This window comes from Neobacillus sp. DFD-2R (assembly GCF_057747865.1).
On the sequence record NZ_CM173228.1, the window covers coordinates 2977042 to 2989687 of the forward strand.

Annotated in this window: 11 protein-coding genes and 3 pseudogenes; 4 read left to right on the top strand and 10 right to left on the bottom strand. The window is 34.5% G+C overall.

All coding sequences use genetic code 11. The annotated features are described in order from the left end of the window. Window positions 1-83: 83 nt before the first annotated feature. Window positions 84-257: pseudogene (locus tag AC3ANV_RS14980) on the top strand (homoserine O-acetyltransferase/O-succinyltransferase family protein); the annotation flags it as partial. Here AC3ANV_RS14980 and AC3ANV_RS14985 read toward each other — a convergent pair. Both AC3ANV_RS14985 and AC3ANV_RS14990 read right to left on the bottom strand, forming a co-directional pair. Next, a pseudogene (locus tag AC3ANV_RS14985) lies at window positions 258-440 on the bottom strand (LysR family transcriptional regulator); the annotation flags it as partial. A gap of 59 nt (window positions 441-499) precedes the next feature. Beyond that, window positions 500-763: pseudogene (locus AC3ANV_RS14990) on the bottom strand (MFS transporter); the annotation flags it as partial. On the opposite strand from AC3ANV_RS14990, the gene AC3ANV_RS14995 reads away from it, so the two are divergent. After that, entirely contained in the window at window positions 719-982 is a 264-nt protein-coding gene (locus tag AC3ANV_RS14995; RefSeq protein ID WP_488309528.1) for a hypothetical protein, read from the top strand. The pseudogene AC3ANV_RS14990 and the gene AC3ANV_RS14995 overlap by 45 nt on opposite strands. Before the next feature lie 297 nt (window positions 983-1279). Here the strand turns inward: AC3ANV_RS14995 and AC3ANV_RS15000 are convergent, their stop codons facing one another. The 4 genes from AC3ANV_RS15000 to AC3ANV_RS15015 all read right to left on the bottom strand — a co-directional run bounded on the left by AC3ANV_RS15000 (window position 1280) and on the right by AC3ANV_RS15015 (window position 4105). Beyond that, on the bottom strand, window positions 1280-1807 hold the full coding sequence (locus AC3ANV_RS15000) for a hypothetical protein (protein WP_488309529.1): 528 nt from the start codon (window positions 1805-1807) through the stop codon (window positions 1280-1282). Between the two features lie 186 nt (window positions 1808-1993). After that, on the bottom strand, window positions 1994-2590 hold the full coding sequence (locus AC3ANV_RS15005) for a hypothetical protein (RefSeq protein WP_488309530.1): 597 nt from the start codon (window positions 2588-2590) through the stop codon (window positions 1994-1996). 435 nt (window positions 2591-3025) lie between these two features. Continuing rightward, complete coding sequence (locus AC3ANV_RS15010; RefSeq protein WP_488309531.1) at window positions 3026-3409, bottom strand: VOC family protein; 384 nt, start codon at window positions 3407-3409, stop codon at window positions 3026-3028. Window positions 3410-3433: 24 nt separating this feature from the next. After that, window positions 3434-4105, bottom strand: a complete 672-nt coding sequence (locus AC3ANV_RS15015; RefSeq protein WP_488314235.1) for an AlkZ-related protein — start codon at window positions 4103-4105, stop codon at window positions 3434-3436. A 583-nt stretch (window positions 4106-4688) separates the two neighbouring features. Between AC3ANV_RS15015 and yhfH the strand changes: the two genes are divergently transcribed. Continuing rightward, window positions 4689-4817, top strand: coding sequence for a protein YhfH (gene yhfH, locus AC3ANV_RS15020; RefSeq protein WP_488309532.1), 129 nt, complete (start codon window positions 4689-4691; stop codon window positions 4815-4817). A 1904-nt stretch (window positions 4818-6721) separates the two neighbouring features. Here yhfH and AC3ANV_RS15025 read toward each other — a convergent pair. The 4 genes from AC3ANV_RS15025 to AC3ANV_RS15040 form a co-directional block, all read right to left on the bottom strand. Next, window positions 6722-7873 carry an asparaginase gene (locus AC3ANV_RS15025; RefSeq protein ID WP_488309533.1) on the bottom strand — a complete coding sequence of 384 codons (1152 nt, stop codon included), beginning with the start codon at window positions 7871-7873 and terminating at the stop codon, window positions 6722-6724. 263 nt (window positions 7874-8136) lie between these two features. Continuing rightward, on the bottom strand, window positions 8137-8844 hold the full coding sequence (locus AC3ANV_RS15030) for an IS6 family transposase (RefSeq protein WP_488309534.1): 708 nt from the start codon (window positions 8842-8844) through the stop codon (window positions 8137-8139). A 164-nt stretch (window positions 8845-9008) separates the two neighbouring features. Further along, window positions 9009-9758, bottom strand: coding sequence for an oxygen-insensitive NADPH nitroreductase (gene nfsA, locus AC3ANV_RS15035; protein ID WP_488309535.1), 750 nt, complete (start codon window positions 9756-9758; stop codon window positions 9009-9011). Between the two features lie 1288 nt (window positions 9759-11046). Further along, entirely contained in the window at window positions 11047-11556 is a 510-nt protein-coding gene (locus tag AC3ANV_RS15040) for a hypothetical protein (RefSeq protein ID WP_488309536.1), read from the bottom strand. A 183-nt stretch (window positions 11557-11739) separates the two neighbouring features. Between AC3ANV_RS15040 and AC3ANV_RS15045 the strand changes: the two genes are divergently transcribed. Next, window positions 11740-12336 carry a hypothetical protein gene (locus AC3ANV_RS15045; RefSeq protein ID WP_488309537.1) on the top strand — a complete coding sequence of 199 codons (597 nt, stop codon included), beginning with the start codon at window positions 11740-11742 and terminating at the stop codon, window positions 12334-12336. The last annotated feature ends 310 nt before the right edge of the window (window positions 12337-12646 follow it).

A 12646-nucleotide genomic window follows, 5' to 3' on the forward strand; every position in this document is an offset into this window, starting at 1 on the left:
AAATATTGTATTTAAATAAAAATCCCATGTCAAGAGAAAGATTTTTCGAAGATTTAGCGCCCTTGCTTATCAACCAGGAGACCATGGTTTCCCTACGAGTGTCAAGACTACTTGTCACATTGAGAGCTGCCAAAGCAATTTTAGAAAAAGAACAGATCTTTTTGATGGATGACCAGCGGGCTATTTCTCAAGATATTCGCCCATTAAATATCGTAATTCTTAACTTGATGCCGCAGAAGGAAAAAACAGAAACCCAGTCCTAAGGCAGTTAATGAAATCCTTTTTCCTAAACGGTCAAATAATGGTCCTTCCAATTCTGTTTCTAACGCTTGAATGTGACCAGTGACAGTCGATTGGGCATAACCAAGATGTTCTGCTGCTTTCGCAAAGCCTCCGAGCTCTACAATGGTTTTAAGAGTTTGCAACTGACGAATTTCCATTTGGCTCCCCCTTTTTATGCTTAGCTTGAAGAGCATGCGGACTTACCCCTATTGGTAGGCAAGCCGTACAATAAGGATCCAACTAAAAATAACAAGATCCCGAATCCAAACACTCTTTTTCGCCCAAATAGATCCGATAATCGACCGGCAACGGGAGAAAGGATCGTGCTTGATATCATATAAGACGCAAAAGCCCATGCATACAAATCAAATCTCATTAACTCCTTCGCGATAATAGGCATCGTTGTGTTCATGATGGTGGAATCAATGCTACCAGCATGGCAAATGGCGATGAAACTCCTGCCGGTACTAAGTCTATCAATCTTACCTGGGCATTCAATCCAAAGAGTTATTCTACCTCAAAATACACTGAGAAAAATGTCCAGATCGGTTTCGACGAGTACATCAAACTTTCTAAGGGTACTTTCAAAGATTACAATAATGTCTCGGTTTCAGGAACCGTCGATGGTAAGCAAACTGATAGTTTTGAGTATTACGGTGGTAATGTATCCACTGGTTCTTCTTTCGCAATAATTAAGTAAACATTCCGCAAACAAAATCCAAAAAACCTAAACCCTAATTGAATATGTACATAAAAGGCCGGTTAGTCATTAACCGACCTTTTATTTTGTAGCTAGGCTTATGGTTGCCAAAGCCTTCTCCGTCATTCCTTTGGCCTTGTATAAACCTTCACATCCTCTTCGTCTTTACCAATTTTCTTTAAACGTGTTGTTCTACAATCTGGCCCTAAAATGAAAATAAGCGCTAATCCTTGTTCAAGGAAAGCGCCCGATTGCGGAAGATTATTAATTATTTTCATTAATTGTTGAGATTCCATTTTATCTACAAAAATACTCTTTGAATTCCATCAAGGTTTCTTTAACATAATCCCAAATTACAACATTTCCATTATCAATCTCGACGACCTTACCATGCGATTTTGGTGCATCAATCTTCATTTGATTAAAGTTTCCACGGAAATCCCTAACGTAAGTAGTGGGAAAAGTTACTTCATCACTGCATCTTTTCTCTAGTTCATCCAAAGGTACATGACCAAATTCACGTTCCACTTGAAAATATGCTCTCACGATTTTATGATTATACTGCTCTGGCTTTAAAGCCCATTTAGGAATTCTATTTTTTGCCTTGCCTGTATCAACATTCATAACATCAATTACACTAGGAATTTTTGATGTCGGTAGTGCTTTATATGTTTGTGAAGCCTTCGAAAAACTGCTTGATATATACTGCATCATATATTTTTCAATTATATCGTCTGCTTCTTCCTTATTAAGCATTAAGGCAAGATTGAATTTTTCCACAACATCTTCTTTGATACTACATTTAAAGGTTATACTCATCATCATCCTCCATTCCATTAGTTTTTTACTAATAAATACTAATTTAGTTATTTTGTACTAATTAGTATTTATTAGTATGTTTATGTTTCTTTCAACTCAAATACTTATTCAACTAGCTTCAAAGTAGAATTTACAAGGACGAAACCAAAAAAGACGCTTCCATCTTTGGAAAAGCGCCCAATTTTCAGAATATCAATTATCAAAATCTTTTACTTGGTTTTTAAAAGAATTAAAGTCAATAAAGTTGATTTTATGGTCTTTGAATAGAATAGAGTCTTTTTCTTTATAAAACCTTTCAGCTGCAAGACAAATACTCTCACACAATTTATCTATATTTACTGTAACAATTTTTGTTTTTATTATTTTTGCATCATTATTAGTTTGGTTTACCCAAGATAACCCAGTTGAGTCTGCTCCACTTACTGCTAATCTAAATTCATAAGAATAATAAAAGTCTGCATCTTCTTTGTCGCCCCAGTTTTTTATTTCCGAATTTCCATCATGTAAGAAAGAACAACGTAAAGAATAACACATTTGTCTTGTAAAATATGGGTTTTTTGCTTTAGTGTAATCATCTGTCCAACCTGTGTTATCTGCATAATATTGGTTGACCCAATCATCAAACCATGCTGCATATTGCTTTCCTACGTTACGATTTCCTCTTTTGTTTTTAAAATATGGGTATTCAATTTTTCCACAAATATCAGGTAGAGTTAAGGAAAGTGCAAGTGCTGATAAATAACTTTTATTAGTAAGAGCAAGGTTAATGTCCTTTATTTTCTCTATCAATTGTTATCTCCCCAGTGTATGAGTCTAATTAATTCGATTTTAACATAAATATTCAAATGGACAGATAGTACTCGACAATCTAGCCAAACCTTTGTAAAGGCGCATTCCCTTTTGTGGAAATGCGCCCGATAGTTGAATAATCAATGGTCATGTGGAACGGTATCACTTTATAAAAATCTTCTTAGAAGTAAAGCTCCCGTTACATTTAAGTACAAATCTTCACAATATCTTCCTAAACAATACCATAACTGTGTTGCTACACAATCTGGCCCAATTCAAAAAGGACGCCTTCTTATTAAAGAATAGCGCCCGATTGCTGAAGATCGTTTTTGGATTAAAGCACCTTGTTAGTTGAAGTGTATTTTTTCAAAAACTGCCTGAATTATAGATCAAGAAAAAGACGATACCTTCTAAAAGAATCGCATCGTTTTAAAATTATCCAATACTCTCATAGATTTCAATTAGTGAACCATCAGGATCTCTAAAATGAGCTACTTTAATTCCCCATCCTTCTTGTGCAGTAGGCTTGGTTATGAATTCCACCTTTTCTTTTAATTCCTTATATTTCTCTTCAACATTATCGACCTTGAAAATTAAAGCAATTCTATCAGACTTATGAATATAAGATACACTCTCTGCACCTATAGCTTCAAGCATTTGTTTTCGTTCAAATAGTCCTAAAGTACAACCACTGAACTTGAAATCTGCATATAAAGTTTCTTCGTCTCCCCACGTTACTTCGAAACCTAAAACATCTCTATAAAATAAGAAACATTCTTTATAATTGTCTACTAATAAACGTGTGTGTGTTAGCTCCAAACGAATTCACTCCATTTCATCTCATTACTTGAATATTTTTTCAAGTTTCTTTACCGATTCATTACTGCATAAATTTGAAAAATGAGCTATAAGGAATTTCTTTGCTTCTTCTTTATCTGTCTTAAAAGTGTCAATTTTATTCCTCCTTGCCCAAGAATCATAAGTCTCAAAAGCTGTACTGCTCCAACCGTTCTTTTCACCGTCGTCATTTTTTTTCTCCTGTATGCCTGAAATTACAATATCCATTGATCCTTGTAATTCTAATAATGCGTTCTCAAATATCCTTTTTTTATCACTTTCCTTTAGTCCTGCTTTTATTCTTAATGCCCTTGTGTCTATCCCTTCCTCTTGGCTAATTATTTTGTATATATCAAATGCTTCTTTCGATATGTTTCCATTAAAATAGCGTTCCTCAACGGACTCAGCATAGCCTAAAACCCTTTTTACATATGGAAGAAGCTGACGGGAAACCAATACCGATTTTTTCTTAATGAATTTACCGTATCCCGCAACCCCGTCAGTTGAAAATTTTGTCCTCCAAATCCAAGGATCAAACTCTGTTTCTGAATGCCAATACTCTGATAAAGTAATGGTATTTAAAGAAGGGAAATCAGGTATTAATGGGGCTAGAGGAAGTAAACCAATCTCTTCTATTACATCTATGGCTTCCTCATATGTTTTCACTTTATATTCCATCAATTTGTTATCTCCTTTATAAAAATAGACATATACCTAATTTCTATGTATAACCAATATTTTCCTCCTTTAATAAAACTGCCTCGTTACTTTAAGTACAATCCTGGACAATACCCATATCTGCATAAATATCAAGTATTTGTTTGAAAGTCTTATTCAATTAAATGGCCCGATTGCTGAACAACAAAATATTGATTGGTTTAGCTAAAATTACGTTATTTTCCATGGTGGCCCCTCAATCTTCGAATCGTTTCCGTATCCCAATTAGGAAGAACTCCAGCAGATAAAAAAAATGACAGTAACTGTCACTTTTTTTAATTTATTTTTTATAATTTGTTTACGTAAATCTAGTTATCGCTAGTCAATGTGCCTCAGACACTATAAAAGTCCCTTCAAGTCTTATTCTGAAAGGGATTTTTTGTTCACTTAATCAATATTAAAAGTAGCTTAATGTGCAAAAGCCCTTACGTTTAATTGCATAAGGGTTTCTTTTTTGTGTATTATATTTTATATAACAGTTATCGATTTATTTTTTCTGTTGTAGTACAATAAAGTAAATAAACGATATATAGGAGGAAATATTATGATGGATTTAGAGTTTTACCGTAATATACCTAAAAAGGAATGTCGTGAGTGCGGATGTGAAATTCAAGAACAACATGAGTCTTATTTATATGAATGTGAACGTTGTATGGGAATGCACAAGAAGTAATTGAGATTAGCACCCTACGCACTAGTGTCCTCCAAATTGACCGGTATGCGCAATGTATATGTTAAGCACAAAACAATAACCAAAAAAGCCGTCCTGATGGGCGGCTTTGCTGTTCACATAACCTATCATTTTTTGAACTTGATCGAGTTCAAAAACGTTAATAGTTCAACCTTATTTCACTTACCAATTTCTCTATTATGAATGATTTTATACATCGTTGATCCATCAACGTTTTCGGCTTCTGAAGAAGCCTTTCATCCCCCTTGTGTTCAAAAAAGAGCCGCACTAGAAGCGGCTCGATCCAAGAATGCTAAAAATCAGAATAATCAAGTAAAAAATCCCCAGAAATATTAAAAATCCAACAACAAAGTCTTTTCGTTTTTTAAACGGATTAAAATGTTCTTTTAAGTCTGTGATTGGCTGTTCTTTTATTTTCAGATTACATAACGTACAAATCCTAAGATAGCAAAAATCAAACCAATTAACCAAAAAGTATTATTACCGATTCTATGCGTTAACCGTAAAAAAACGGTTAATATCCTTACTATTGGTACCAAAACAGAAAAAGTTATTCTTTTAGTTCTATTATTTTCATTTGTATCACCAAATTTTTTATAATTTTAACAAACATTAGTCCCCTTACAAACATTGCTATCCTACATTTAATTACACTTTTTACTGTTGTTAATGATTGAATTTTACATTACCAATGGTTTTTACAAATGGAAATAGAATCCTTAATTTAAATTCCTTATTGAACAATCTCTGCCCGATAGTTGAAGTGAAAACCTTAACAATCTCTTCACCTTTACCAATTTTCTTTAAAAGTTGTTGCTCACTCCCTTTAGTCAACTAAGCTGGACATAGCTGACTTCCTTTCATTAAATATATATTATGAGAAAATGAACTACACTCTATACTATTTATTCATCGTAAAGCTATAATTTTTTAAAAATAGATGTATATAAAAATATAAAACTGGTGATAATAATAAAGTATTCCCTATTCATATAGCCTTTGCTCGTGTTGAGTAAAGGCTTTTTTTATGAGTTCTTTCTATTATTTTTGATAAAAATCTGCCCATACTAGTTTTATAGTTTAAAAAATATGGAGGTTACTAATATGATAATAACCCAAATAAAGAGCTTAAGCTTATTAAAGTACTGCAAATCCTTAGTGTGATTGTACCAAAACAGAGTTTAGATTGAAGAAAAGTACTTTAACTTTTTTATAATTAATTTTGTTGTTACAAATATAATTTAATACAGTAATAACATTATCAACAAAATTAAAGATAAGTTATATAATGTTAAATAAGATAAAAATAACACATATATTAAAATATGTTTTAACATTTTTAATAATAATGGTTCAAAAAGGTATGTATGCTAAATAAAACGTCATGCTCCTGATAAAGGTGTTTTTCCCTTAAAGAACCGTTAGAAACGGCTTCTTTATCTATCATTTATAAGCTAGGATCCTTCCAAAAATTAACCATGAAATCTAAATCTGGATTATAGGCTTTGAAGGTATAGCCTCTATCTTTAAACAATTTGATAATACCAGGTAACGATTTTACAGTATAACCATGGTCATGCATAAGGACTACTTCATGCTGTCTTTCTCCAAAATTTCAAACAATAAATACCTCGAAAAAATTATAAACAATACCTTTAACTCCCGAACGTCATAGAAGTTATCATCACTAATAAATTTTTCTATGTAAAAAACCTCTCTTGAAACAAGAGAGCAAATTATCGGCAATTAAAGAGGTTGGGTACCTTTTAGAATCCAACCTCTTGTTTCTCTTTATCTTGTTGACAAGAAAAGGTTTTTTGGTGTTGCTGCAAGAGATCTATCAAACTTGAACATATCTTCAAAGGAGTGGCTATGCTAAACTAGCCTTAGTATTCATTGAAATACTCTTGGATCTTGTTAGGATCTTCGGTTTTGGTGAGCGCCAGCATCAATAGGATACGAGCTTTTTGAGGGTTGATGTTGCCAGAATTGACGAAGTGGTTGTCTTCGTCGATTTGTTCGCGAGTAACCATGCCTTCTGGTACACGAGTGTCACGAACGACGACAACACCCTTCTTCACAGCATCCTGCAGACCTGGAAGCGTTTTTTCATTGATAGAACCGTTACCTGTTCCAGCATGTATAATTCCCTTCGCACCGGCAGCAACCGCAGCGTCAACCATTACACGGTCATCATCGGCATGGGAATAAACAATATCAATACGATGCATATTGTCTTCAGTGATCTTGCGAATGTCAAAATCGGACTCAGTGGTGTGCTTTTTAGTTGGCACGTTATAGAAGTAAGGTTTACCGCCTTGTATATAGCCGAGGGAGCCGAGCTCCGGATTATCGAAGGCATCAACGTCGGTGGTATTCGTTTTAAATGTGTCACGAGCGCTTCCGATCTTGCCATTCATGGAAATCAGGACGCCCTTGTTTCGAGCTTCCTTGGAACCAGCCAGTATTACAGCGTTGTACAGGTTCAACGGACCGTCAGCAGAGAGTGACGTAGAAGGACGCATTGAGCCAACGAAGACGATTGGTTTGTCAGAATGAACAGTCAGGTTGAGAAAGTAAGCCGTTTCCTCCATTGTGTCGGTACCGTGGGTGATAACAACACCGTCACACTCTGGGTCGTCCAATGCTTTTTGAACCCCCTTCGCCAGTTTGACCATTAAAGCATCAGTATTAGACGTACCAGAATCAATGTGTGCCACCTGCTCAGTGGAAATATTAGCAACATCTTTTAGCCCGGGAACCGCTTCTATTAGTTGGTCTGGAGTTAGGACACCTGCCTGATAGCCGGTGGTTTGAACCGAAGTAGAACCCGTTCCAGCAATGGTGCCGCCCGTTGCCAGAATTTTAATGTTAGGTAATTTTTTCTTAACTGGATTGGTTGTATTAGATGTTATAATCTGTTTTGCCTCAACATGATGTGATGCATCCGTGTAACTTGAAGAGATGATGATAATCCCGGGAGCCATTAATGTTAGTACGGTTAGAGCAACTTTTTTCTTTGTAGTTAGTTTCTTCATTCCAAATTCCTCCAAATAACGTGTGATTAACAAAAATATAAAGTGAAACCTCCTTCAGTTAGGTCTTACTGCCCATTAATGCAGGTTAAATCTTAGTGAACGCTTACATGGATTTTAATATATAATAAGAACTACAGAATCTAACAAAAAAACTAAAAAACTTACAAAAAAATTAGAAATTTAAAAATGACTGTTTTTTAGGGTTCCGGTGCAAAGATAAAATAAAAGAGAATAAAGCGCATATATTCTTAGCGAATCGTATCTTAATCTGCAAGCCCTAACAATTGATGGATGAATTCTTTCTGATTTTGGATAGACTGATCCCGTAAATCAATCTGTTCTTTTTTGATCATATGTATGGCTTCTTCTCCCGAAAGAATGGATATAGCTGTATCAAAAGACTTGTACCCTAACATAGGAAGATCCCGTCTCTTAATGAACCGATGATCCTGTTCCACGATGTTGTTAGGATATTTCACTTGCCTTATTTGGATGCCTTCTGGCACCTTTTTTTCTTCTTTTAACTCCTCAACTGCTACTGGATAAGCTGGATTCTTATCTAAAGTAATGACACGAGGAGTGGATACATGCGAAAAAGCCAAGGCTTTTTTGAAAAAGCGCTTGGCTGATTTGGAATTTCTATTTTTACTTAAGTAAAAATCAATGGTATTCCCTTCTGAATCAACTGCACGATACAAATACATCCATTGTCCTTTTACTTTTATGTATGTTTCATCTACTCTCCATGAGTCATTGGTCTGCTTGAGATGACACCGTATTTTCTTATTCAACTCAGGACCATATTGATAGACCCAACGCATAATCGTTGTGTGAGCCATCGACAGGCCACGCTCTTCCATCATTTCCACCATATCACGAAAACTTAGGTTGTATCGTAGGTACCATCTCACTGTAAGAAGGGTGATTTCAGGCTGATAATGTTTCCATTTGAACAAATTTTGGTTTTCCATACTGATTATGCCCATTTTTTAAGAATAGTAGTATCAGTTTGGAGATTAATTGCAAAATGTTCGAGGTTTTTGCACCAGAACCGATTCCACAATTGATGTGACTGCTCATCATACAAAACGCTCCGGGCCCCGCCCATACGCCGCTAAAGGGGCTTATACTTTTCTTAATGCAGATCAAGTTTATTTTTTTGAACAAACTCCTTCATGTACATTCTATTTTGTTTTTCAAGCATTCCTGATATTTGTTCCGTCCAGCGATCCTTACGTTTACCGCTTGTTCTTCTTTCATAGTAGTTTGAAATCAGTTCATCATACTCCTTAAGTTGTCCTAAATATAATCCAATATCTTGTTCATATACATCTTTATGGTAAATGTGTTCAATAGACAGCCGCGGTTTTGGGTCCGGTACTTGTGCAGGGTAACCAATAGCCATTCCAAACAAAGGCATTACCCTTTGAGGTGTTTTCAATAATTTTTTTACTTCTTCGAGATTATTCCGAATACCGCCAATATAGCAAATTCCCAATCCCATTGATTCAGCGGCAATCGCGGCATTTTGTGCCGCAAGCGATGCATCAATGAGAGCTACCATAAACTTTTCGGTACTTTCAATTGCAGGTATCACATTTTTGTTTTCTTGTTTTCCAATTAACTCATGACGGTATAGATCTGCGCAAAATACAAAAAAATGACCATTATTTTCAACGTAATGTTGGTTACCTGCAAGCTCTGCCAGCTTTTTCTTGATTTCCTTATCTTTAATGCCAATAATCGAGTAAGCTTGAATAAAACTCGATGTTGCGGCCGCTTGTGCACAAGAAACAATGGTATTAATTTGTTCGTCGTTTAGCGGCTTATCCTCAAATTGGCGGATGGAGCGGTGGTTGAGTATAGTTGAAATCACTTCATTCATAACAATCTTCCTTCCTATTTTTATTCACAGTCATAAGGTGTTCAATTAATTAAAAATTAATTGTTGCATATAGGATGCTCTAAGCTCTTCTTAAATTTTAGAAAAAAACTATATCAGCTAGTTCAACTCGATTGTTAGGTCCAAAAGGTTGTTGATTAGCGGTTGTATCCAAAAAGGATAGAATTGTTTTACGGCGTACTTTTATACAATCCCTGTTCGTTATATCACAAATCAAGTGTGTTTTAACCCCTGATTAATGCCAAACCGAAATTCGCACAGGCATATGAATACCAGATCTGGTAAGTGAAGTTTTCTTCACTTTTGTCATACTCCTCCCTCCATTGATAGGAAGCTATCAAAAAATGAACTCAATTTTACGTTTAACGATTTCCACATCCATCTTGATCCTTGAGATCATCTCTTCTTAACCAGCAAAAGATATTTGCTTCTCTGACCAAAAAGCAATCTTTACTTCTATCCATTTGCTCATCGAAATCATAGATGTGTACCTATTAATGAACAAGAATTTGGCCTTATTGGATTGAGGGCTACCCCACATTCCCGGGATAATTGGGTTTTAATATTGCAAAATTGTTTCCTCCAAGATACTTTATTTTCTTGTTTAATATATTTATACTATCTTCAACCATATATATTTGCTACTGCTATTACGATTCTTTTTAACGTTTTTCAGTTTGGATTTTATGAAGCCTTGAAGTGTAGATTTATTAAAGCTCCTTAAAGGAGCAAAAATATGGATTCTTTCAAATATTTGGTTAATCTTTTATAATTAGAATTCTTTCATTCTTTTCAACCATTGATCTTTAAAAAAGTGAAAAGATTGGATTGGTCTATCTGTAAATGATGACTTGCAGTAAGTATATTTTCCTCTTAGATATCAATGCATCTTTACTATCCAGCAGAGCATTTTTTATTAAATTCTTTTTAAACACACTTTTTTATGCCCTCTGTAAAAATTGGAGAAGTTCTTTATAAAGACCATGAAATAATATCATAAGACCGCCCTCAAGCAGTTTTGAAGTTTGCTGGCACCTGTTTTTCTAGTATCCGCATGTACTCTTATGTAATGATAAATCAAGCTTTCTTGCTTCCTAGTGTTTTCTTGTAATTTGTAATTTTAAAAATTTGGGCACTAAGCTAGGCACCTTTAACCATTTAAGTGAATAACAAACAAACCTTATAAGAAACGTTTATTTCTTTTTTTACTTACAGCTTTTTTTAAATATTATTTGTACATTGTAAAAAAGAACAGCGAAAATCCGCTGTTCTACTTAAAAAAATTAAATGCCATTTTTGTATTGGAATCAATTAAGTCCATGAATCCTTTTTGTGAAGTTTTAAATTGATTTAAAGCCTCTTCACGAATCTTTTTTTGCTGTTCTGTAGTATTTTTAATTGATTGTAGGAACTGCTCTTGTAACTGATTTAAATTTAAACTTTCTTTATATGGAGTGAAGGTTATCTGTTGAATGCGGTCGTTGATATCATCCAGTTGTGCATTCCATTTTTCGAAAGATTCGCTTGTTTCTTCACCGTAAACATTTTGAATGTTTTGCTTTACGCAGTCGCGAACTTCTCCAATTATTTTTTTCTGTTCTGCTTGGATTGACCCCAATTCACCAGCAATTTTCTCCAATGATTCTTTTTGACTTTTAAATGCTTGAAGCAAAAGATTTTCTACTTCTTTTTGAGAAGCGGTCACCTTGTCCAAACTGTTTGTCCAAATGTTTAATAGAGATTCACCAAAATTAGAAACGAAGTCATTGTTTAATTCCATTATAAAAAACCTCCAATTCATATATAACCATATATGTAAATTACACCTATATGAGGAGTTTGTCAAATAATAATTTTTTAATGTATTTGTTACTTCTTCTTTATAATTTTACGTTATCTTTATTTATAATTAATTGGGTAGCCTAAGTGTTTGCAAAATGGAATTAATAGAGGAGACCAATAAATGACTCAAAACTTTGACATGTTTGCAATGTGGAAAAATTATTTTAACCAGTCTAGTACCCTAATTGATGAAAAAATGAAAGAACAAATTCCACCCCAGGTCATAGGGCAGCTCTTAGATATGTATCTTCTGTACCATAAAATGCTAAATGAAACAACAGAACGTTATTTGGAGCAGATGAGTGTCCCAACCCGTAAAGACATTTCAAAAATCTTTTCCCTTATCGTCAATGTGGACACAAAAGTTGATGACATAGAAAATCTTTTGGAAGAAGTGGGAGCTAAACAAATAAACTCTGCAGAACTGCAATTCAAAATTGAAAATTTTGAAAAAAAACTAGAAAGTGTAGACGCTAAACTTAATCAAATCCTTACTCAAGTAAATTATCTAATCGAAGTTAATAATAAAAATGCTGCAGAAACCAACGAAGCTACAGAGGTCATAGCGGCTGACGATAACAAAGGAGTCGCAAATATTACCACGGCTGCCAATAACAAAGAAGTGACAAAGATCACTCCGGCCGCAAAAAACAGGAGAACATCAAAGAACAAAGTATCTGCCAATAACAAAAGAGCAGCAAGTAACAAGGATGATTAAAACATCCTGTTATTCCAGAGTCCGTTAATAGATGATTCCATTAACAAACACAATTTCATCTTATTGGTTTCAAAGAGATTCGTTAAATTGGAAAAAAACTGTTGAGGGTGGAAGTTTAAAAGATTGAAAACATATTTTATTCGGGACCGACTGGAATCGAGCCCACGAGACCCCACATAGAACGTCCTTTTTCTAACTACATCATGATGTTCATCTAAGTTGTTTATTATTTTCATTGCGTTCCATTATAAAATACATCAATTGTCCAAAAAAGCTACCAAAAACAACAATGAACATCCATATAGTCCTG